This is a genomic window from Buttiauxella izardii, from assembly GCF_003601925.1.
GTDB classification, from domain to species: Bacteria; Pseudomonadota; Gammaproteobacteria; order Enterobacterales; family Enterobacteriaceae; genus Buttiauxella; species Buttiauxella izardii.
The window spans coordinates 20139-44901 of sequence record NZ_QZWH01000020.1; the positions used below are offsets into that span (position 1 = coordinate 20139).

Below are 24763 nucleotides of genomic sequence, written 5' to 3' on the forward strand. Positions count from 1 at the left end.
AACGTTAATTTCCCCCAGTGCTCAGGAAAATATCTGTAAAAAGTGCAGGACAAAATAATAATGATGGCCAACGGTAAATATGAATACAATGTTTCGGTTTTTATCCAGTCAAAAAAGAACTGTTTCATGAAACTTTTCATTTTGTCATGTCTCTCAATATAGCGATCGCATCTCGTTCACTAAGTGTGGTATTCATAATTCCAATATTTCTTTGCAGTGCAGGTTCAATGATGAAATACAGCATTTCCAGATTATTTCGGTATAGAATGTAATAAAATACCGGGTTAATCGTTTTTAATCGTCTCGCTGAAAGAGCGGCTTTTTGTATATTACTATAAAAATCAAGTAATGTGAGAATAACATTACTTACCTTACCAATTGCTGTGCGAATTTTCGTGGTAAAGTTCATTGATTCTGAAATAGACTTTGCTATCAGATATGATAACGCCGATTTTGTTGAAAATTTAGTTCTGTTTTTTGCTAAAAAGCCCGTTACCTGAATAACTATTCTTTCCTTCGCAGAATCACTGAAGTTATCTAAAACATGTCCAGTATATAATTCTACCATATCAAATATGACATCTTTCCTTGTAAAGACTTCATTGATTGCGGCAATCATCCTTTTGTCTTCTTCTTTTAACTCCTGACATACATCCTGGTAATTATCAAAAAAGCAGGATGTGTACCAGCTCACCCTCTCTGCACCTGAATAGATGCTATTGAGCACTTCATGCCCATTTTTCCGAAACGATGTTAACCCTTCCTCCAAAGATAATGCTATTTTTCTTTCTGACTCCATATTCATTTTTAAATAATCAGAATTATTCATACCTATAGTCCATTAATAGAGAGATAATCTTGAATTCGTTAAAAAACACGGTCCATCCACAAGCTATAAGAACTTGTCCCAGCAGAACAATGCTCCCAACTAATGGCTTCATAAACAAATGAGACTGTTTCTTCTGCGAGACCTTGACTATCATCGACAACATGAGGCACAGAAAGTTGTAAATCACAAATACGAGCTTCCGTGAGCTTAATCATGTAGTACAGCTCATTAAGTCCAAAGCGATTTGTGCGGTATACAGGGAATTCGCAACTTAATATTTCATTGTCATTAATAGCTTTGCTTAATAATGGTGATGATTTATCAATTGGTTTTCTGATCGACAGACATTGATGATTTATGTTATCAATGCGAGTTAAACGGTGGTTTAGCTCATACACCATAATTTGATCAAGATGTGTGATCTGAGCCTTATTGCCGATTGAATCCAGTGACATACAACCAGAAGATATTAGCCCCTGATTTTTTCCATTGAGTGTCATATAAATTGAATTTGCCATGATGCACCTTACTTTAATATAAATAATTAATAACTTAAGGGAGGCTTATTTATCATGCCGATATTCCATATCGACTAAATAAGTTTACCGGCTTGTCGAGGGAGCTATTAAGGTTTCCATGCTTTATTACTACCGCGACCTTTGAGTGCGGAATACTAGACACCGTCTGGAGAATGTGGCAATTCTGTTTTCATACTTTCGGCGGCATCATGGAGCCAACATGCCAACACCCCGCACACCCTTTCTCACCAGCGCTCGTGGGCGTTTGCTCTCTTTTAATTTGCTGGTGGTAGCGGTGACGTTACTGGTGTGCGGCGTGGCGATTTTAGGTTTTGATCACGCCAGCCGATTGCAGGAGCAGGTTCAGGGGCAAACGCTGAGCGATATGTCCGGCAGCATGGAGCTGGCGCGGGATACGGCGAATGTGGCGACGGCGGCGGTGCGGCTGACGCAAGTGGTCGGCGCACTGGAATATCAAAGTGAAGCGCAGCGTTTGCAGCAAACCCAGCAGGCGCTGCAAAACTCGCTCAATCACCTGGCGAATGCGCCCCTCGCCAGCCACGAACCGGAATTAGTTAAGCGCATCACCGAGCGCAGTAACGAGCTGGAAAGCAGCGTCACGCGTATGTTGGAACTCGGCCACCGCCGCCATCTGGAGCGTAACGCGCTGCTCAGCGCGTTGTATCAAAACCAAAGTTATCTGCATCATATTCAGGACATCAATGCTCGTGACGGATTAACACAGCCGGAGGCGCGGCTGCTCACTGAAATGGACCGACTGATTCTGATCGCCATTCAAACTCCGTCGCCTAAAGCCACCGTTGTGCAGCTTACCGACGTGATGGCGCAACTCCCGAAGCATGCTGATTCGCCGTTGGTCGATGAAATTTTGCAGGAGTTCGCCACTCATTTGCAGCAATTGCTGCCGCTTTCGCAGGCACTGGATAACAGCGATTTAGGCATCGCCTGGTACATGTATCACATCAAGGCGCTGGTGGCGTTTTTGAATGAGGACATCAATCAGTACGTGCAAAAAGTGGCGCAGGAGTCGCTCAACCGCACCGAGCAAAGCCACAAAGAGCTGCAATCGATGATTGCGTTTATCGGCCTGTTTGCCCTGTTGGCGCTGGTGATTACCGGTTTTGCCGGTTGGTATATTTACCGCAATCTCGGCTCGAACCTGACGGCGATTTCCCACGCCATGACGCGGCTGGCGCGAGGCGAGCGTGATGTTAGCGTGCCTGCGTTGCAGCGCAGTGATGAACTGGGCGAACTGGCGCGGGCATTTAACGTTTTTGCGAGAAACACCGCATCGCTGGAACATACCTCGAAATTACTCAAAGAAAAAAGTAACCAACTGGAAACCACCTTCCACGCCATACGCGATGGTTTTGCGCTGTTCGATAATGACGGAATTTTAGTGGTCTGGAACCCGCAATATCCGCTGCTGCTGGGGCTTGCGCCGGAGCATCTCCAGCGCGGGCAGCACTATATGAGTTTGCTCAAACAGGTGTCGCCGCTTCAGGAACATATCGTTGAGAACCTCTCGCGCCCGCTCCCCAAACCGCAGGAATTACGGCTTGCCGACAATCGCACTATCGAGCTGCGTTTCAGCCCAGTGCCGGGGCGCGGCATGGTGAATGTGGTGCTGGAGCGCAGCGAGCGCAAAGCGCTGGAAGAGGCGCTGGTTCACAGCCAGAAAATGAAAGCGGTGGGGCAGTTAACTGGCGGCCTGGCGCATGATTTCAATAACTTGCTGGCGGTGATTATTGGCAGTCTGGAGCTGACGTCCGTCGATTCTCCTGATGCCATACGCATTCAACGCGCTCTGAAAGCCGCCGAGCGCGGCGCGCAACTGACTCAACGTCTGCTGGCGTTCTCTCGCAAACAGTCGCTGCATCCGCACGCGGTGTCGATGAAAAACCTGCTGGAAAACCTCGATCCGCTGATTCGCCATTCGCTTCCCGCCGCTCTCACGCTCGAGATTGAAGCACAGCATCCGGCGTGGCCCGCGTGGATCGATGTGAATCAACTTGAGAATGCGATTATCAATCTGGTAATGAACGCCCGCGATGCGATGGACGGGCAAAGCGGCACCATCAAAATTCGTACCTGGAACCAGCGCGTGGTGCGTTCGAGCGGGCGCAAGCAAGACATGGTGGCGCTGGAGGTTGTCGATAGCGGGCACGGAATGTCGGCGGAGGTGAAAGCGCAAGTGTTCGAGCCATTCTTCACCACCAAGCAGACGGGCAGCGGCAGCGGTTTGGGCTTGTCGATGGTGTATGGATTTGTGCGTCAGTCCGGCGGACGGGTGCAAATCGAAAGTGCGCCGGGCCAGGGAACGCTGGTGCGTCTGCAATTACCCCGCGCGCCTGCACAAGCGGCGAGCGAAACCTTGCCGGAACCGCTGGCGGTGAATCCCGAGCAAGATCAGCTCGTTCTGGTGCTGGAAGATGAACACGACGTGCGCCAGACGCTATGCGAACAGTTGCATCAGCTTGGCTATTTGACGCTCGAAACCAGCGACAGCCAGCAGGCGCTGCAACTGCTTAAAGAAGTGCCGGATATTCAGATTTTAATCAGCGATTTAATGCTGCCGGGGCCGATGAGCGGCGCGGATGTGATTGGCCATGCGCGGGAGCATTATCCGCATCTGACGTGCTTGTTAATTAGCGGTCAGGATCTGCGTCGCAGCGGGCAACAATTGCCGCAAGTGGAGCTTTTGCGTAAGCCTTTTAACCAGCAAAAACTGGCGCAGGCGCTGCGGCTCGCACATCGCTCGTAATATTTTGAAGCGGTTATGCAAATCAATGAAAAGGTCAGCGGCAAACAATTGACTATAATTGCGGAAACGCACATAAATAGAGCTACCCCTTCCAGTATTTCAGGAGGAAGCGGGTGGGTTCAGGAATTCAACTTAGCGGCCTCATGTATTGATATGCACCTCACTGATCATCCTGTAGCAAGGACTTAGCCCCTCTGTAAAGAGGGGCTGACTTTGTCGGCCAAATGAATTGCCTGAATCCTCAGACAATTTTTGTATGAATCAGCACGAATTACAGCGTGCCGGTTCCGCCATCTGAACACCACACCTGGCCTGAGGTAAAGCTGGACTCCGGCGAGGCGAATGTCACATACAACGAGGCAATTTCTGCCGGTTGGCCTGGGCGTCCGAGCGGTGCTGATGCGCCAAACTTCTCAATTTTCTCTTGCGGCTGCCCGCCGCTGCACTGCAATACTGTCCAGTACGGGCCGGGTGCCACTGCATTCACTCTGATCCCCTCCGGTGCCAATTGTTTGGCGAGGGACTTGGTGAACGCGACAATGGCGGCCTTGGTCTGTGAATAATCAAGCAGGTTGTCGCTCGGCAAGTAGGCTTGAACGGAGGCGGTATTGATGATTGCCGCACCGCGTGGCAGGTAGCTCAGCGCGGCTTTAGTAATCCAGAACATCGCATACACGTTGGTTTTGAAGGTGGCGTCAAACGCCTCGGTGGTAAGATCTTTTATCGACTCACAAAACTGCTGACGCCCGGCGTTGTTGATCAGCAAATCCAGCCCGCCCAGCTCCTGTGCCGCCTGCGTCACCAGTTGCTGGCAAAACGCTTCATCGCGGATATCACCCGGAATGGCAACGGCTTTACACCCTTCGGCACGAATCAGCGCGATCACCTCGACCGCATCTTCCTCTTCTTCAGGCAGATAATTGATGGCGACATCAGCGCCTTCACGCGCAAAGGCGATAGCCACCGCGCGCCCTATCCCAGAATCACCGCCAGTTATCAAAGCTTTACGCCCGACGAGCCTGTCGCTGCCTTTATAGGATGTTTCACCATGATCGGGCACCGGGATCATGTTTTTGGCAAGCCCCGGAAATGGCTGCTTCTGATGTTCAAAAGGTGGCGATGGATAAGCATCGGAGTGGGTTTTGTTACGTGAATCGGGGATCCCATTCTTGCTTTGCATATTCAGCTCCTGTGATTTTCATTAGCAGAACATCAAGCTTAGAACAAAAATCCCGACCTGAGCCGCGATAAGCCCCAGGAGTCATCCGACAAATTCGACACCTGCGGCGCAAAACTAACCCTCTTTCCCCATCCCGGTTTGCTGAATCAACATCAATGACACGCTATTAAACCAACGATGCGCGAGACTCTGCCGCTTACTCTCAACCGAGATATCCGCCAGATTTTCCCGGTTGACCAACGCCGCATTACCTTCACCTTCAATCGACACGCGATACCACACACCTTGCGGGCGCAGATCTTTGGCCTGAGCCGTTGGGTTAAGCTGCACCGGGCCGCCATGATCTTTTGCCAGCAACAAAGAGGGCAGGCGCGTCACCACGTTATGGTCGATGGAAACCACGCGTCCGATAAGCGGTTGCCACTCTCCGTTCTGGTAAATTTTGGCGGGTGAACCCACACGCAGCCGCGCCAAATCTTCTTCACCCACCAACGCTTTCACCCGCCAGCGGTCGGCATTCACCAGCGTGGCGATGTGCGATGTCGGCGAAACCCAGCTTCCTGGTTGCAACGATAAATCCCGGTCTTCAATCCTTCCCGCCGATGCCGCCACCAGCCGCAAACGCAGCAATTCACTATTGCCCGCACTTTGCTGGAGCGAATACTGGCGCGCCATTTGTTCCGCTAAAACCTGTTTCGCCGGGCCGTCTTTATCAAGGCCCAACGCCCCGCGGGCGCTATATTCCCAGGCGCGGCGCATCTCCTCGGCTTTACGCTGGGAGGTTTCCGGCAACGGCGCAATCAGCTCAAACAGCGGTTGCCCGGCTTTCACTTCTTGCCCGTCGGTGACGAAAACTTTCTCAAGCTTTGCGCTATACGGCGTGTAAATCGGCTGCACAAAACCGGCTTCAATCACCCCCGGCAGGCTGACTTTGTTCGACCACGGCACAAAAATAACCAGCAGCGCGGCAATCACAATCAGCAGCAATCTTCGGCGATAAAACGGCTGGCTTTCCTGCCTGCGCGCCCAAATAGTTTGGATTTCTCTGATCATCGGCTGCACCACAAAAGTCACAATTTCTACTAAAAACAGAATCACACCCAGCGCCTTAAAGAAGGCGTGATAAACCAGCACCGCGATGCCGATAAACAGCAGCAGGCGGTAAATCCAGGTGGCGAAGGCGAAGATCGTCAGAAAGCGCGCAAAGGCAGGCGTGACGTTATCGGGCTTCGGATCGTTGATGCCAAAAAGATGCCAGCGCATCGCTCGTTTTGCCCAGTTTCCGGCGCGTTCGTGCAGCCCTGGGAAGTCGAGCATATCGCTTAGAATGTAGTAGCCATCAAAGCGCATAAACGGGCTGGCGTTGACGACGACCGTCATCACCCACGCGGTAGTGGCGAGGAAAAACAGCGCGTTCTTGACGCTGCCTTCCGGCGCGAATGACCACAGCAAAGTCGCCCACGCCGCCAGCACCAGCTCGGAAACAATTCCGGCGCAGGCGATTTTCAGGCGGTCGCGGGAGTGATTGAGTTTCCAGCTTTCCCCGGTGTCGGTGTAGGCCATCGGCAGCATCACCAGCAGCGCGACGCCCATATGCCCGACCCGCACGCCGTGGCGCGTGGCGGTTAATGCGTGGCCCATTTCGTGCCAGCATTTTGAGAACACCAGTGCGATGGCAAACGCCACCGCGCCGTGCCAGTTCACCACGTTATGCAGCGTGGCGACCACGGTGTCCCACTGGCGAGCGGCGAGTACGATGCCCGTCACCGCCACAAAAAACGTCAGCCAGAGAAAGGTTTTGCTGAACAGCGGTTGCAGCCACGGCAGCGCTTTGCGCAGGGCTTTTTCCGGGTGAACCAGCGGAATGCGGATAAACAGATAACTGTGCAGCAGCCATTTCCAGGCCGACTTCGCCGGGCGATAACGCGCGCTGCGCAGCAGTTGCTGTTGCTGCAAAAACAGCACGAACTCTTTGATGTCCTCTTCTTCGACATTCAGCGTGGTTTGCTGGTTAATCGCCTCGGCGATTTTCCCGGCGTCGCCCAACTGCCAGCGTTTGAGGATTTCGATTTCCAGCCAGCCGAGGCGGAAAAACAGATTGCGTACCGGGTCGGCTAAATGCCACGCCGGAGAACCGTCGCGGTTGCTGCCCGCGCTGTTAAGGCGCAGTTCATCACGTAGCGCAGGCCACGGTGGCGCGGTGGCAATCGCGTCGATCACCAGCCGCTCCCGGCGCGTAATGTGGCGATTGGGCGGCGCAGCAATAAGTAACCGAGCAGCGCCCAGTCGCCTGTTACGCGAGCTGTGCCCTGCAAGCCAATACGCGCCACTTCCGGTTTGCCATCCAGTTCGCCGCGCAGCAAATAACTGGCGACGCCGTTTGGTGCTTCCACGGTTTGGTAGCCCGCGTAATCCAGCTTGGCGTTAAACGAGTCCAGCGGGGCAACTTTCAAAAACACCTTCATGGGCGCACCGTGGCTAAGGTTGGTGGATTCGCTGACCGGAGCCCAGGCGCGCACGCCGAGATTGTTCGGGTCGGCCAGTAAACCAATGCGCTCGCCGGTTTGCACCGGGCGGCCTGCCCAGTCGTCCGGGTCGGAATAGACAAACACGCCGTTGCCGGGGGCGCGAATGGTCAGCTTTTCGAGGTCGCGTTTGATCGACTCGGTTTCGACCTTTTTCTCGCGATATTTGCCTTCCGCCATCGCCAGTTCTGACTTGGCTTGTTGATCTTCAATCGCCTGTTGCGACGCCTGATGCAGCGTGGTTTCTGCGGTTTCCAGCTCCGCCTGCGCTACTGCAAGACGGTTATGCAACGTGGTGTCATCGAGCGTTGCCAGCACCTGGCCCTTTTTCACGTCGCTGTTGGGTAACACCACCATGCGCTTAATCACGCCGGAATCCGGGGCGGCGATCACTTCACTTTGCAGCGAGATAATTTCCGCCGGCACCAGCGTGTATTCACGCACCGGAATACACATCACCAGTAAAACGGCGAGCAGGATATAAGCCAGACGCCGCCCGGTGTTGCGCTGCCAGAACTGGCGGAAACGCGAAGGTTTGGCGGTCAGCGCCCACCAGCCGTAACCGTACAAACCGCTTAGTTGCAGCAGGGCAAATTCCGGGGATTCGGCAGTGAGTGACGTCGGCCACGGTTCGTCACGCCCTAAAAACCACAGCGCGTGAATTTGCCCGTCGGCACCGGTTAACGGCAGCACCCAAACGTGCGGTGGCAGCCATTCGTTCCATTGGGCGGCGAGTGGTTCGCTAAGTTGCGCTGGTGAAAGCGCCAGCACGCGGGCCTCCGGCGGCAGCGCCCGGCAATGCGGCGCGATTTCTTTCGCCACATCCGCCAGCCACAAGGCATACGGCGTGTTGTTGTCGGTATCGCTTAAGCCGGAATGAGCGACCAGTTTTGCGCGGTTTGAGGGGGCGAGAGACAGCAGCGCCGCCTGGCGATAATCCACCAGTTGGCGTGTTTCATTGCATATAGCGAAGCCCAACTCGGCGGAGTTGTTTATCGCTTCTACCCGTGCAGCAAGCTGGTAGAAGGCTGTTGGAGCGGTCACGAATTGGCAGCTCCGCTTTTCAGGCAACGGTTTTCATCCGGCGGGCAAATTGCCACCGCTTGCCCGCTCATGCCGGGCAGCACGTCGTCGGTTTTTTCCGGGAAGCGCGTTTCGATTTCGATGGTCTGGCTGACGGCGTCCACTTTGCCGCTGATGTTGGTCACGGTGAGGGGATATTGTTTGCCGGTTTCACCGACGGACGCATTTAATTGCGAGCCAATTTTCAGCCACGCCACCCAATTTGACGGCACGTTTAAGCGTGCGCGCAAAGTGCCGCTGCCGACCAGATCGATAACCGGAGCGCCTGCGCCAATGCCCTGGCCTTCTTTCACGTAGATTTTCGCCACGCGTCCGTTGAACGGCGCGACAAATTTGCACTGCGCCAGTTGAGCGTCAAAAATCCCCATCTGGCCTTTGGTGCGGTTAACTTCGGAAGCGGCTAAACCCACTTCCAGCGCGGCAGCGGATTGTAATCCTTGCAGTTTTGCTTTGGCTTCGTAGCGCAGTTGGGCGGCATGATATTCCGCTTCGGCGGCATTTTTACGTGCCACTAAATCACTACAGTCCATGGTCGCCAGCACTTTTCCGCTGGTGATCGCATCGCCAAGTTGTACGTTGATTTTCGCCATGCGCCCCGGCACCACGCTCGAAAGCGGGCTTTCGCGGTTGGCGAGCACCAGGAAGCGCACGGTGGTGTTGCCGTCCGCAGCAAAAACGGGTGCGGATAAACCGGACAGTAAGCAGATTAACCCGGCGATAAATTTTTGTCGGATGACGCTGCGCTTATCCGACCTACGAAAACCATTCATCGTGGTTTTATTGTTATTCATAATCAACCTCATGGCGTTGCGGTTAAAACAGGTGGTGCTCCTGCAAGCCTTTGCAAATCACTGGTAATCGATAACGTTGCCGCTTCGGCCAGCGCGGTAATCGAACGCGTGCTGGTTTCGTTTGGCAGATAACTGGTGTACTGGCGGGTCAGCACTTCGGCACCGTCGGCATCAATGACGCGCATCGTCCACACGCCTTTACGCGTGCCGTTGCTGGCTCCGGTGTTAAAGCTCATTTGCAGATTCAGGCTTTTTGGCGATGGCTCAAGTGACAGGTGATTGGCTTCGATGACGCGACCCACCGATTGCTCGACGGCCCCGCGCGACACGCCAGACGGCACGCGCCCAATCTGGATGGCAATCGGATGTTTCTCCACGGTAACGCCTGCGCTACGGGCAAAGACGCTGCTTTCTTGCTGGCGCAAACTGGTAGAGATTTGGCGCGATAAGCTGGCAACGTCGGTCTTTGTGACTTGATCCGGCAATAAATCAATACCGACGGAGTTCAGCACGCGCCCGTAAGCCGCCTGCGCTTCGGCGTAAGACGAGGCTTCCTGGAAGCGCGACACGATTGAACGCGCCTGGGTTCTCAATGTTTCCAAATCACTGGTTAGCGAGTTGTCAGAACCAGCGCGGGAAATACTCGCCAGCCGTTGATCCACCTGCGCTGACTGCTCGGCAATCTGGAAGTCATACGAGGCCAGTTTGTAGCGCTCGGTCGCCACGCGCACCTGCGTCAGAACCGCCATGCTCAGCGCCATGCGGCGGGCATCGTCGGTTTGTGCGCGGGCATCGTTGGCGGTGCTGATCGCCGGAATGCTCAGCAGTTTGAACAGGTTCATCGAGACACCCACGCCGCCTTCAATCCAGTTGTTGTTGTAAAGATAGTCGTTGGAGTCGTAATTCAGCCCGGCGAACAGGTTCAGGTTCGGGAACAGCGACGCAATCTGGCGCTTGGTTTCATAGCTGTCGATACGCGTTTTGTAGTCTTCTTCGCGCAGTTCCGGGCGGCGTTCCAGCGCCATTTGTTCGAGCTTGTCGATGTTAGTTGGCGCAGGCGCGAGCGGCGTTGGCGTGTCCTGCAACACCAGCGGCGTGCCCGGCGGCAAGTTGATCAGCGCCGTCAGTTCACTTTTCGCCAGCTCCATTTGCTGACGTTTTTGGTTCAGCAGCGTCATGGCATCAAGCAGGGCGCGTTGGTATTCCAGCCCTTCGATTGGCGGCAGGATTCCGGCTTGTTCCGCTTCACGGGTTTTATCCAGCGCCTGGGCGATTTGTTCCGCCAGCGGTTGAGTTTCGTCGAGCAGGCGCTGTGCGCCCAGCGCACGCCAGTAGGCATCACGCACTTCCTGCACGATGTTTTGCAGCACTTTACGGCGGCGTTCTTCGGCGATGTTGACTTCATCGGCCTGCTGTTTGGCGCGGAAATAGCTCATGCCGAAATCGAGCAGATCCCAGGAAAACGTGGCGCTGGAAAGATAGTGTTCGCGCTCTTCCGAAGTCGACGGACGCAAGCTGACCAGCCCGTCATCAATACCAATGCTGGTGCCGCCCGAATCATTGTTACGCCAGCGATAGCCCGCATCCGCCATCAGTTTTGGCAGCATGTCTTGCTGCGAGACATCGAGCAAACTGCGTGACAGCGCGGTTTCCATCATCTTTAAGCGATAATCGAGGTTATATTTTAACGCGCGCGCCATGGCGTCGGACAACGTCATCGGGCCGTGTAGCGCCTCTTGCCCACGGTACATTTCTGCCCGGTCACGATTCACTCGCGCGGTGATTTCATCCTGCGTCATCGGTTCCGGTTTAATGGTGCCGCAGCCCGCCAAAATCAGCACCGCCATCAACCCGGCAACCGGTTTGATTAACGGCACGCCACGCTTTTTTTCTGTCGCTTTAGCCAACATGGTTGCGTTCATCATTGTTATTTCCATCTTAAACAGTTGCTCTAAGCCTTTAGCGGCGAGTGATTGTCGGGACTGCAATAGGTTTCCCGGACGCCAAAGTTTGTTTTTCCAACGCCGCCAGTTGTGCGGTTAACGGCTGCGCTCCCAGCGCGATAACCGTCGGAATCTCAATCGGTTGTGCCCCTTGCTGCGCCACTGCCACAGGCGCTTCGACGGCACGTTCTTCAGGCTGCCCTACGGCAAACGGGCCGAAGGAATTCCCCAGCGAGTTTTGCCCCAGCCCGTTGCTGGCAAGGCCTGGCAGCGTGCGCTGCTCGCGGGTGTCGTTGTACCAACGGCTAAATAACACGGCCTGTTGCATCACCGGGGCGTTAGCGTGTTCGATGCCGTAACCGTAGGCCGCAAACTGGCTGTTAAGCCGGGTTTGCAAGCGAACCGAGTCACTTTGTAAATCATAGACCAGCGGCAGAATAAACAAGCCCGGCTCGTAGCTTTGGCGGTATGTCGAGAGCTCTTCTTCGTCTTCAAGGCCAAAGATCTGGTCGCCATTGCGGTCGTCGGTGTTCGGCATCGCGGTGACGCCATGAATCAAAATGGTTAACCGCGCTTCGCTGGTGTTCCCGTCGCTGTCGGTGATGGTGTAAACGAACACTTCGCTTAGTGTGGAGTTGGCTTCAAGCGAGGCCACACGCGGGTCGCTGCTGTTGACCTGGTATTGCCAGTTGCCCTGGCTATCGAGGAACAACGTGCCGTATTGCCCGTTGGTATTGCCGTCAATGGTTCCCGCGTTGCCGGTGTTTTCTGAACTCACACCCGTGACTGGCCCGTTGCTCGCCGGGCCATCCGCGCCAATGCGGTCATCGGTAAACAGGTTGCCGCTGGCGGAGGTTTGGCCTTGATCCTGCACGATTTCCGCGCCGTCGTCGGTGGCGGTAGGGTTGTCGTTAAACACCGTAATGCGCAACTGGCCGACCGTGATTCCGTTCACCTCGACGGCATAATCGTTAAACGTGCTGACAAACCCAGGCTGCGACACTGCGCCGCGCAGGGTGAAGCGGTAATCAATGTGCGCTTCGCCGTCCGTCGGGCTGTAATACGCCAGCAGCGTGATGGTGCCGGTCACGGTTTCGATAGTGATTGGCGACAGCGGATTGAGGCGTAGCAGCTGCTCGGCGGTGATCACGCGCCCCTGGAAAGTGAAGGTTTGCAGTTTATCCAGCGACAGCACATTGAGCGTGCCACTCACTTCCTGAGCGCCCGGATCCAGCGGCGTCAGGCCATCTTCATGCACCTGAATTTCTACCGATGGAGCCACCAGAATGCGCAATATGCTGCGGGATTCGCCGCCTTCGTTGCTGTCACTAACGGTGTAAGTCACCGGCGGCACGAAGCCATTAAAGCTGCCTTGCGGCACAAACCGGTAACTGCCATCGCGCAGCACCGTCAGGCTGCCAATTCCCGCCAGTACGGCGGTTTCGCCCGCGCTGTAGGTTTGGCCAGCAATTCGGAAACTGGACAGATGAATCGGGTCGCCGTCCGGGTCGGAATCATTGGTCAACAGGTTGCCGGAAACCGCGTCACCTTGCGGCGTGATAACTCCTTCCGGATTGACGATCGGCACGCTGTTGGTGACGAGCACGGTGACGGTGGTGGTTTCGGTGACGCCGCCGCTGGTGACGGTGTAGGTGTAAGTGTCGGTGCCGACAAAACCGCTGCGCGGGGTGTAAATAATCTGCCCGTCTGGCTGCAAGACGGCAGTGCCATTTGCGCCGTTGGTGACGGCGGAAATCGTGGCATCCGCATTCTCGAAGTTGTCGTTGGCGAGTACGTCGGTAGTCACCGGGTTGCCCGAATGGCTGGTGGCGTTATCGGCATTAATGTCAGCCACTGGCGCGATGATGATGGTCAGCGTGTTGGTGGCGTTGCCGCCATTGAGCGCATCGTTAATGCTGTAAGTGATGATTGGGACAACGCCATTCCAGTCGGCAACGGGCGTTAACGTGTAGCTACCGTCGCTGCGTAAAGTAAATGCCCCGACGCCCGCCAGAGTGACGCTGCTCCCGGCGGCGACCGTTTGCCCGGCAACGCTAAATTGCGTCACGGTGAGCGGATCGCTGTCGGCATCCGTGTCGTTTTGCAGCACATTGCCCGTCACGATGGTGTCTTCCGGCGTGATGTTGAGATCCGGGCGCGTTATCGGAAGGGTGTTTTCCACCGTCACGTTAACCGTCGCCGTTTCCTGAATACCGCCGCTCAAAACCGTGTAGGAATAGCTATCTGTGCCGACATAACCGGCGTTTGGCGTATAGGTGATTTTGCCGTTGACGATAGTGACCGTGCCGTTGCTGCCTTGCGTCACGCTCTGGATGATTTTATCGCCGTTTGCAAAAGTGTCGTTGGCGAACACGTCGCTGGTGACGGAGCTGTTGCCGTGTACCGTCACGCTATCGTCAAAAGCGTCCTGGACTTCGGTGATGACAATGCGCAGTTTGGCGTTAGATTCGCCGCCGTTATTGCCGTCGCTGACGAAATAGGTGATTTCTGGCAACGTGCCATTCCAGTCGGCGACCGGCGTGAACGTCCAGTCGCCGTTGGCGTTCATCACTAACACGCCTTTATCCGGAATAGTCAGTGAGCCACCCGCCGCATAAATTGTGGTGCCATCCACGGTAAAGCCGGTGAGGGTGAGTTTGTCGCCGTCAACGTCGCTGTCGTTGGTCAGTACATTGTCGCTGGCAACCGCATCTTCCGGCGATGAAGCAGGGTCATCAACCGCCACGGACGGCGTGTTGGTGATGGTGACGTTGACGAATGTCACTTCGCGCACGCCGCCGCTGGTGACGGTATAGCCGAAAATATCCGTACCGACAAAACCGGCCACCGGGGTGTAAATCACTTTGCCATTCACGATGGTGGTGGTGCCGTGCAGTCCGTTGGTGGTGGCGGTTATTTGGTGATCGCTATTTTCAAAGGTGTCATTAGCCAGCACGTCAATAATGACGGGCTTCCCGGCGTGTGTCGTCGCGTCATCAGGAGCGATGTCCGCCACGCGTGTGACGGAGAGTGTCAACGTGCTGCTGGCGGTGCCGCCGTTGCGCCCATCGCTAATTTGATAAGTAATGACCGGCAGCGTTCCGTTCCAGTCTTTGATCGGTTCAAACGAGTAGCTGCCATCGGCATTCAGGGTGAATTGCCCTTGCCCGGAGATAAATACCGGATTGCCCACCTGGCGAGAAACCGAGTCGCCGAGCAGCGTAAAGCTGGTGACGCGTAGCGTGTCGTTGTCGGCATCACTATCGTTATCTAACACGTTGCCGATAATCGTCGTGTCTTCGTCACCTGATTTCGCATCAGGCTGAGCAACCGGAACTTCGTTGGTCACGGTGATCAATACCGTGGCGGTTTCGACCGTGCCGTTGCTGGAGACGGAGTAGGTGTAACTGTCGGTGCCGACAAATGCCGCTGAAGGCGTGTAGATAATATTGCCATCCGGGCTAAAAGTGACGGTGCCGTGTTGCGCTTTGGTGACGATGCCAGTGACGACGCGATCCGGGTTCTTAAACAGGTCATTCCCAAGCACGTTGGTGGTATTGCTGGTTCCGGCGTGCATCGTCACATTGTCATCGACGGTGTCTTTCACCGCGTTCACCGCAATGTCAATTTTGCCGATGACCGGCGCGCCGCCGTTGTCATCGGTGACGGTATAGCTGATTTGCGGCACGATGCCGTTCCAGTCAGCCAGCGGCGTGAAGGTGTATTGGCGGTTATAACCGAGCGTAAATGTCCCGACGCCTGGAATGTCCACCACGGTTGGGCCGCTTAAATTCAGCACCGGGAAACTGCCTGTAATGCCGTCGATCTGGAACGAGGTCACGCGCAGCACGTCGTTGTCCGGGTCGGTCACATCCAGCGTGCCGCTGAGTGGCGTACCGTCTTCGTTCATCGTCAACTGCATATTGCCGGTTAATGGCGATTCGTTGGTGACGACAATCGTCACGATGGTGGTTTCGGTAATGCCGCCGCTGGTGACGGAATAGCTAAAGCTGTCGCGCCCCGCATAGCCTGCCGGTGGCGAGTAACGCACGGTGTTATCCGACAGCACTTCCACCCTGCCGCCTTGCGCACTGGTGCCTGAAACCGTGATGGTTTGGTCTGGGTTGACGAAGGTGTCGTTATCCAGCACGTCGATAATGACGGCGTCGTCAGAGTGGGTGGTGGCCTGATCCGGCGCGATATCCACCACCGACCTGACGGTAATGACCAGCGTGCCGTTCACTTCGCTACCCTGATTGCCATCGCTGACGGTAAAGGTAATCGGCGGCACCACGCCATTCCAGTCCGCCAATGGGCTAAAGATATACAAACCCTCAGCGGTGATGGTGATTTTTCCCATGCCGGGAATGTCCACCACGCCCAACCCAGCGGGGTGATCGACGCCGTTAATGGTGAATGTCGTAATGCGCAAAGTGTCGTTGTCGATATCCGTCGCATTGCCCAGCAGGGTGTCGAAGATCAGACGATCTTCGAGGGTGGAGACATACACGTCCGGCACCGACGGCAGGGTGTTGGTCATCGTGACGGTGACCGTGGCGACTTCCTGCACGCCGCCACTGGTGACGGTGTAGGTGAACGAGTCTTCGCCGACATATCCAGCATTCGGCGTATAAACCAACTTATTCCCCACGATGCTCACCGTGCCATGCTGCGGCGTGCTGGTATCCGTGATGGTGGCGTTGGCATTACTGAAGCGGTCGTTATGCAGCGCGTCAATATTGACGGGCGTTCCGGCATGCGTCGTCACTGAATCGTTGACGAAGTCCTGAACCGGCGTGACGGTAATATCCAAAGTGCTTTGGGTTGGCGGATCAAAAGTGTTATCCGACACGTTAAAGGTGATGGTGGGCACGATGCCGTTCCAGTCGGCGATGGGCACAAAGCTATAGGTGCCGTCGGCCCGCAGGATAAAGGTGCCTTTATCGGCGATAACCACACTTTCACCGGCCAGATGGGTTCCTGCGATGCCCGCAATCTGGAAGTCGGTGACGTGTAACGGATCACCGTCCGGGTCGATAATGCTATGCAGCACGTCGCCCTTCAGCGCCGTATCTTCCGGCGTTGACGCCACCTGGGCGGTCGGCGTTGGCGGCGTGTTAGTCAGCAGGATAAACACGGTGGCGGTTTCCTGAATGCCGCCGCTGGTGATGGTATAGGTATATTTATCCTGGCCGACATAGCCCGGCGTCGGGGTGTAAATCAGCGAGTTTCCGGGGCCGCGCGTCACCGTGCCGTATTCGCCCTGGGTGAAGCCGGTGATGGTTTTATCGGCATTCGAGAATTTATCGTTTGCCAGCACATCGGTGGTGATCACCGTTCCGGTGTGCTCTTTTTCGATGTTATCCACCGCATCGTCTACCGCGTTAACATGCAGGTTCAGCGTTGCGGTTCTGTCGCCATTCATGTTGCCGTCGGTCACGACATAGTTCACCAGAATATCGCCATGCCAGTCGCCGCCTGGTGTGTAGGCGTAAGTTCCATCAGCATTGACGATCAGTGTTCCGTGGCTGTCAGCCAGCGTGACCGTGGTGCCCACCGCGTAAGTTTGCCCCTCGACGGTGAAGGTTTTGACACTTAGCGTGTCGACGGCCCCATCCGGGTCGCGGTCGTTGGTGAGCACGTTGCCAGTGGCGGAGGTATCTTCGTTGAGCGTCTTGCTGTCGTTCGTCGGAATTGGCGCGAGGTTAGTGACAGTTATCGTCACCGTGGCGGTTTCGGAAACACCACCGCTGACGGCGGTGTAGGTGTAACTGTCGGTGCCGACGAAGCCAGGGTTCGGCGTATAGGTCAGCACGCCGTTGACGTAAGTCAGCGTACCGTTAGTCGGCTGCTGCGCAATTCCGGTAAGGGTCACATCCCCGCTGCTAAAGGTGTCGTTCGCTAACAGATCGCTGGCGTTTTTAACCAGCGGAACATTGGCGTGCGTGGTGAAGGTGTCGTTAAACGCATCCACCACGGGCGTGATGCTGACCGTCAGTGTCGCGGTGTTTGACCAGTGCGAAGTCGGGTCGTTATCTCTGGCGAAGTCGAAGAAATTCACTCGCCCGCCAAAGATGCCGCTGCCGCTGCCGCTGGTGTCGGTGGTATCCGAGGCGCGCAGTTGCAGGCCGCCGCTCACCGAACCGTTGTAATCGGCGGTTGGCACAAAGCGCATCTGCGTGTTACTTGCCAGCACGAAGGCGTTACTCGGCTCAACATCGGACGGAATCGCCTGCCAGGTTGTGCCATCGAAATACTGCCACTGGCCTTTGCTGGCGTCGGTGGTATTGCCGTAAATCGCGATATGACTCAACGCGCCGCTGGCGTTCCCGCCTCCGGCAATCGCACTCTGGTTATCCGTCGCATCGCCGTAAACCGACTGGAACAATTGGCCGACCGTCTGCGTGCCGTTGGTATCTTCGGCGATGATCAGCGTTTTATCACCCAGCGTCGGGCGGTCATTAATGTTGGTGACGACGGTACTGAGCGTAACCACGGTTTCGCTGTAAATCGAACTACCGCCGTGGCCGCCTGCGCCGCTGATATTGGTCACGCTGCCGTTCGTCGGCACCGTCGGCGTGGTGGATTTATCGCCGTTGAGGTTGGTTTCCACCAGCCGCACGCCTAATGTTGCCGGGTTGCCGAAGTAGTTGGCCGCCGGAACAAAGCGCAGTGACGAAGTCGCCGTGAGAATTAACGCGTTGCTGTCGCTGCGGTTGCCGACCGCAATCCAGTTGATTCCGTCAAGGGAATATTGCCATTCACCCTGCGCGGCGTTGGTGGTCAGTTGCGTAATCGCCACGCCGTAGAAGTTATCCGCACTCGAACCGCCAGCGCCGCCGTTTGCCGAGTTATCGATGGTATCGTGCTGGTCGTTAAACAAGCCGCTAAACAGGTTATTCACGGTCTGGCCGCTGAGCGTATTGCCGAGCGTGTCTTCTTCAAGCGTTGGGATAGTCACGGTCGGCGTGCCGACGACCAGCGGTGCGTCGTTTACCGGATTGACCGTGAAGGTAAAGATGCGCGTGGTGACCAGCGCCGAAGAGGTGCCGCCAGGACCATCTTCATACTCGACCTGTCCTGGGTCGGCATTGGGATCGGTCAGGTTTGGCAACGTCACCGGGCGTGAACCTGAGTTCCCGCCGTCGTTCACCGTCACCGTCACGCCAAAATTGCCGTTCCAGTCAGAACGGTTGGCCGTGCCTGGCGCGTCCGGCAGCGAGACTTTCAGCGCTGCCAGGTAAGTATTAATTTGCGCGAATGAACCGGTAAACGTCAGCGTGTCGGTGCCTGCACCAGTGACGGTGCCGCCGCTGCCGGTTGGAGCGACAAAGGTAAACCCAGCCGGGAGTTTCACGGTGACAGTCATGCTCTGGCTGCCCGCATCCACATCGCTGAGGGTAATTTTCGGCAGCGTCACGGTCGCGCTGCGTTCATCGGTGGCGAGCACCGGGGAGCCACCTAAATCTATATGCGTCGGGTCGTTGATGCTGCTCTGGAAAACGGTGCGGTAAACGGAGGTGACGTTTTCCGTCAGCCCCGCAGGAATCGCGCCATACGGGCTGATTGCCGTAGTTGGCACCGGAACTGTGCCGACGCCGCCTGGCCCTATGTTATCGCCGCCGTTGGCGGTGCCTGTCAGGTTGCCGCTGGCATCACGCACGCGATCATCGACAATCACTTCGACGCGGAAATATTGGTCGGCATCATCAACCTGGATGCCGCTCATTCGTACCTGCAATTGTGCAAGATAAGCGTTGATTTGAGCGAGGGTGCCGGTAATCACCAGTGGGGCATTCACGCCATTTGATGGCGGGTTGGTGCCGTCCGGGCTGGTGGTTTGCACCGTCACGCCCGAAGTGGTGTTCAGCGAGGAGATATTCACCGCCGAGTTTTGCTGGTCGCGATACTGCAAAACCTGGAACGGATTGCCGTTTTGATCGGTAATCCGCACCGTGACTTGCACAATATTCTGCTCGCCCGTCGCAATGCCGCCCGCATCTGAAACATCCGGATCGCTAATCACAAACCCGCCGACGTTATTGCCGCCAGGGTCGTTGTTATCGAGCAGGATGGTGTCCGTTGGCGCGGTGACGGTGGGCGCGTCGTTCACTGGCGTAATGGTTATCGCGATTTGCACATCGGCGGGCACTACGCTGGTGGTATTCCCGACGCTTGCGGTTGACGTGTCGAGGTGAATGTTAAGTGTGACATCGCCCGCTGCCGTACCGTTCTGGTCATGGTTGGCGTCTTTCGCGCTCAGGTAAGTCAGGCCATTGGTCGAGTTGTTAAGCAAAGCCTGGATGGCATCGGCGGTGCCGGTCAGAATCAAGGTTCCGCTGTTATCGCCCTGAATCGTCACGCCGTCGATCGTCGTCAGGCTGTCATCATTCGCACCGCCAATCCCCAGCGTTCCTTGTGGAACGGTGAGCGTGACGGTGACCGGTTTACCGAACGCAGTGGACTCATCGTCTGTAATCACAATGCCGCCACCGATAAACCCAGGCTGATCTTCAAAAGTGGTTTTGTCGGGGACATTCACCACCAGCGAGCCGGAATCGTTGGTTTCCGAGGCGTTGATCACCACTTTATTGGCGCTGATATTGCCGTTGCTGGCCGGAACGCCGTCCGCATACCAGTTGTAAGTATTGCCATCGACGGTGCCGGGCGGGGTGCCAAACGATGGCGTGGCAGGCTGGTTGACCGGGCCGCCGTTGGCGGTGCCAGTTAAATTGCCGTTGTTGTCGCGCAGGCGATCGTCGGTGATCACCTGCACTTGATATTGTGCGTTGCGATCGTCAGGGAAGGTGACGGTCAAACCCGCCAGCGCGGCATTAACCTGCGCGACGGTGCCGGTGATCACTAAATAGCCATTCACGCCGCCAGTGACGGTTGCCCCGGTGCCTGTCGCCGCCGCCAGCACGATGCCGTTGTATTCGGCCTGGCTAAAGGCGCTGCCATTGCTGTGCAACAGACGCACGGTGGTTTCGATGTGGTCGCTGGCGCTGGAGCCGCTGGCGATATCCGGGTCAGCCACCTTAAAACCGTTGACCGCATGTGTGCCGCCGCCGACATCAATTGGCCCGGAAGGCGCGGTGACGGTGGGTTTATCGTTAGTTGGCGTGACGTTAATCGCGAAGTGATTACCGGCCTGTTCTTTGTCACCATCCGACAGCGTGAAGTTAAAACCATCGGCGTTTTGGCCGGTGCCCGTCGTCTCATCGCCATTATTCAGGTAATAAATATGGCCGTTGTTGATGTCCGCCTGGGTGAACGTGGAACCGCTGCCGAGGAAACTAAAATTGACGCCATCGGTGGAGTAGGCGAGGCGTCCGTGAGCCGGGACGGTGGAAATCGTAAATTGCACCTGCTCCGGCGAGCTGTCCGGATCGTAGGCCTGAAGCTGTGAATTATTGAGCTGAACGTAGCCGCCTTCCACCACCGTTGCCGGGTTGTTGGCAGGCTGGCCGCCGATGTTGTTTGGCGAATCTGGCGGCACCACGATATCCGGGCTGTCAGGCGTTGTCGGGATCTGCGGGCCGTCGTTGACGTTGGTGATGGTAATGCCGACAGTGGCGTTGGTCGCAGACGACTCGCCCCAACGGTCAACTGCCGTCACGATAAAGCTAGTGTTACGCACTTCTGAGCCGTTGCTGACAAACCGCAGCCCGCTGGTGTTATCGCTTTTCAGCAGGCTGGCATCCAGTTTCAGCGTGCCGATGTCGGCGCTGGTGATCGTCACCCATTCGGTGCCTTTCAAATATTGCAGCACGCCGCCGGTGGGCAGCGACTGAAAGACGATTTTCAGCGCGTTATCGCCGGCCACTTCGTTATTAAGCGCGTAGTTATTACTGCCGTTAATGCTTGAAACGGTTTCCCATGACGAGCCGCTGTTGGCGTCGTCCGGGTCGCTTAAATTAATCTGCGAAGTGGTGATATAAACCGTATCACCTTCGGCGATAACGGTGTTGGCAGAGCCGGTGATCACCGGGGCATCGTTAACCGGAGTGACGAAGATTTTAAGGTCTGGATTCCAGGTGACAGGAATCGGGTTGCCACGCGCATCCAGCGTCACTTGCCCGGCGGAAACCGAGAAGTGTGCGGTAAATTCGAAATTTTCCCCGCCGTTATGAACGATACGCACTTGCCCCGCATCGAGCTGAGCCTGAGTGAAAGAGCCAAACGCATTCACCACCACCATGCCGCCATTGCCATCACTTTTCATGATGGTCAGGCCGCTTTGCCCCGCATCCGTCCCCAGATAGGTATAAACAATTTGATCGGGGCTGACGCCTTGCACGATGTAGCTCATGCCCGGCGTGGAAGCGGAGATGTTTCCGGTGCCAGTAAGCGTCAACGAGCCGCCTTCGTTAATGGAACCGTGCGGCGGCAGCGTTGGGTTGCCGGGGTCGGAGCCGATATAACCGGAACTTGTTGAGCTATCGGGAACGCTCCACGGCGGCACGTTATCCGGCGTCGGGTTGGTCGCGAGGCGCACCAGGCCAATGGTGAACTGGAAGTGAGTGAGCTGGTCGGTTGGGGAATTGCCATCCCAAATCCCGCCCTGGCGAGTGAACGTGGTGCCATCGGCATTCCAGCGCAGCGCGGTCGAGTGGTCGATCACGCGGAAATTAAACACGTCGATGCCGCCGGGTTGCGCATTCAGATATTGCGAATAGACGACTTTGCCTTCAAGCACGTCTTCCATGCTGAACGTATCGCCGGTCTGTAAACGCAGGCCGTTGAGCGTCAGATAGCCGTGCGTCAGGCCCGCGGTATCAACAATAAAACTGACGCGTTCTGCCGAGGAGTCGATATCCACGCTGGTGAGCATTTCGGGCGTGAGCGTGACATCCGCCGGGCCTGGCACCACATCGGCATGCAGGGTGGAATCGGCATCCAGAACCGGGTCATCATCCACCGCCTGAATATCGAGTCTAATCACCGTATCGCTGCTGGCAGGCGTGGCTGTGCCGCCGCCCAAATCGGTGACGCGCACGCCAAAGGTATCTTGTGTTTGATTGTCTTCGCCGTCATTGGCGTAAGTCAGAAGGTTGCGCTCGCCGTAATCAATTTGCTGATTGAGAAACACCGGAACGCCCTTGAAATAGAGCGTGCCGTGGGAGGGCAGCGAGGTAATGGTTAAGGTAAGGCTGGTGTCCTGAGTATCGCCGCCGCCATCGGCCACAATATATTGCCCGACATTACCGGTGCCAACGGCATTCGCAGGCTGGCCTTCATAGACAATGCCGCCGCCGCTAATGGTTGGCGGCTGGTTTTCTGGCGCAATTTCCAGCGTGACGTTAACAGTATCGGAATCACCGATCGGCGTGGCGCCATCGTTCACTTTGGCGGAAAAACCGTCGGCGGTGTTTTGCGCAGTGCCCGTCGCGGTGTGGAAATATCTCAGCGCGCCCGAGTTGACATCGGCCTGAGTAAACACCGAACCGATGCCGAGGCGCGTGCCGTTAAGCGTCAGATAACCATATTGCGGAATCGCCGTCAGGCTGTAGACAATCTGCGAATTGCTTTGCGCGCCCGCGTTCACATCCGGGTCGAAAGCGGCCAGCGTGGTTTGCGTGATGACGGTGCCTGTGCCGCTTCTTTCCGGCACGGTTAACGTGCTATCGGGAACGGTTACCGGGTCGTTGGCGGGCGTAATGGTGACATGCGTCATCAGCGTTGCGCCGCCCGATAACGTCAACATCTCAAACACCACATCGGTGGAGGCGGACTGATTGCCAAGCTCTGTGTCGCTCGCGGTAAATCTCAGCGCATCGAGCCAGGCCTGGGCATTTTCCATCGGCCCGAGGTATTCGAGGGATTTCCCTCGTTCGCTGCCGTTGACCAAATCCCCCGCTGCGGTGTTGCTTAATTTCACGGTGATGACGATGTTGGCATCGTCACTTGGCGTGAGTGTCAGGCCGATAAAAGCCCCGGTTTCCGCGCCCGGATGAAGCGTTGTAGGTTCAGAAACCACAATGTCGGGTTTAGCGATCGTCAGTTCTGGCGCTTGCAGTACGCCGTCATAAGCCAGGGACAATGACCGCGTTTCAATCTCCCCGACATGGGATTCCAGCGCCCAGTCAGCGCCTTTTGCCGCGCTGCCGGTTTCATCATTCGACGCCGCAACATCCGCATGGGTGTAATCCGCCATGCGGGTGATAAGCGTGGTGTCTTTTTCGGTGACGTTACAGCCGTACAGCAGAATATCGCCGTCATTCGTGAGCTTTTCGCCCAGCGTTTCTAATTGCTGCTGATACTGCGCAATGGTTTTTTCGTTAAGTTTGTCGCTACCGAGAGTGATTTCGTCATTCGCACCGTGGCTGATGATATGAAGCGCGGTGATATTTTTATCGTTTTTTAGCGCGTCATTAATCTGCTCAAGCCCGGACTGATTTGAGTCCAGCACCAGCACGCGGCTGCCTTCTGGCAACTGGCTGACCAGCGATTGCCAGTTCTGCACATGGCTGTCGACGACATACACCTCGTGCGGCGCAGAGGCGTCGGCAGGGGCTGGCGCGGTAATGGACGCGGGCGCAGGAGCCGGGGCCGGTGGGACAAACACCGCTTTGGAGGCGTCCGGGGCATTATCGTGATGCTGCGCGTCTAGCGGATTATCTGCATGGCTCGCGGCTTCAGCAACGGCGGCACCATCGAACAACTGGCGCGGCTCCAGAGCAAAGCGGTGACTGCGAGGGCGGGTAGTATTAGCTCTTCTTTGTATCGACATAGCACATCACTCTGTTAGCAGCACCGGTAGCATTAAGGTAATGATACATTGTGTTTACATAATATGAATGTATTAGTCAGTCTTATTACATAATATTTACGAATGTATTGGCTGATATCGCCGGAGGGTATTCTGGTGATTTTTGTAAGGATTTAGAGCGGAAGGGTGAGAACGTATAAAGAGGAAATAACGTTATTATTGCCCAGGCTAATAATAAACAACCGTGTTGTGATTAATTTATTTTAAATTGCGAGAGGGTAAGGATCATTCTCATTCGATGATTTAACGCATTATTTCGCTTCTATTGGAAATAGCCATTCGCAGTGATTTAGTGCGAATAACGCACAATACATTTGTATTGCTAATAAAAGCGATT

The 24763-nt window shown here is 55.7% G+C and carries 9 protein-coding genes; 1 reads left to right on the top strand and 8 read right to left on the bottom strand.

Annotated features, from left to right (window positions below; all coding sequences use genetic code 11):
* Positions 1-136: 136 nt before the first annotated feature.
* A complete protein-coding gene (locus D6029_RS10230) occupies positions 137-829 on the bottom strand; it encodes a hypothetical protein (protein ID WP_120064660.1) in 693 nt (230 codons plus the stop codon).
* A gap of 38 nt (positions 830-867) precedes the next feature.
* Entirely contained in the window at positions 868-1347 is a 480-nt protein-coding gene (locus D6029_RS10235; protein WP_120064661.1) for an Hcp family type VI secretion system effector, read from the bottom strand.
* Between the two features lie 220 nt (positions 1348-1567).
* On the opposite strand from D6029_RS10235, the gene D6029_RS10240 reads away from it, so the two are divergent.
* Positions 1568-4132 carry an ATP-binding protein gene (locus D6029_RS10240; RefSeq protein WP_120064662.1) on the top strand — a complete coding sequence of 855 codons (2565 nt, stop codon included), beginning with the start codon at positions 1568-1570 and terminating at the stop codon, positions 4130-4132.
* Between the two features lie 271 nt (positions 4133-4403).
* On the opposite strand, the gene D6029_RS10245 is transcribed toward D6029_RS10240, so the two are convergent.
* The 6 genes from D6029_RS10245 to D6029_RS10270 form a co-directional block, all read right to left on the bottom strand.
* Complete coding sequence (locus D6029_RS10245) at positions 4404-5312, bottom strand: SDR family oxidoreductase (RefSeq protein ID WP_120064663.1); 909 nt, start codon at positions 5310-5312, stop codon at positions 4404-4406.
* 114 nt (positions 5313-5426) lie between these two features.
* Positions 5427-7532, bottom strand: a complete 2106-nt coding sequence (locus D6029_RS10250) for a site-2 protease family protein (protein ID WP_244212398.1) — start codon at positions 7530-7532, stop codon at positions 5427-5429.
* Entirely contained in the window at positions 7529-8881 is a 1353-nt protein-coding gene (locus D6029_RS10255; protein ID WP_120064665.1) for an efflux RND transporter periplasmic adaptor subunit, read from the bottom strand. The genes D6029_RS10250 and D6029_RS10255 overlap by 4 nt, the downstream gene beginning before the upstream one ends.
* The gene (locus D6029_RS10260; RefSeq protein ID WP_244212399.1) at positions 8878-9711 is read right to left on the bottom strand and encodes an efflux RND transporter periplasmic adaptor subunit; all 834 of its coding nucleotides are present in this window, start codon (positions 9709-9711) and stop codon (positions 8878-8880) included. The genes D6029_RS10255 and D6029_RS10260 overlap by 4 nt, the downstream gene beginning before the upstream one ends.
* An 8-nt stretch (positions 9712-9719) precedes the next feature.
* Positions 9720-11636 (bottom strand): TolC family protein, encoded by a 1917-nt coding sequence (locus D6029_RS10265; RefSeq protein WP_244212400.1) that lies wholly within the window; start codon positions 11634-11636, stop codon positions 9720-9722.
* 34 nt (positions 11637-11670) lie between these two features.
* Positions 11671-24387, bottom strand: a complete 12717-nt coding sequence (locus D6029_RS10270) for an Ig-like domain-containing protein (RefSeq protein ID WP_120064667.1) — start codon at positions 24385-24387, stop codon at positions 11671-11673.
* Between the last annotated feature and the right edge of the window lie 376 nt (positions 24388-24763).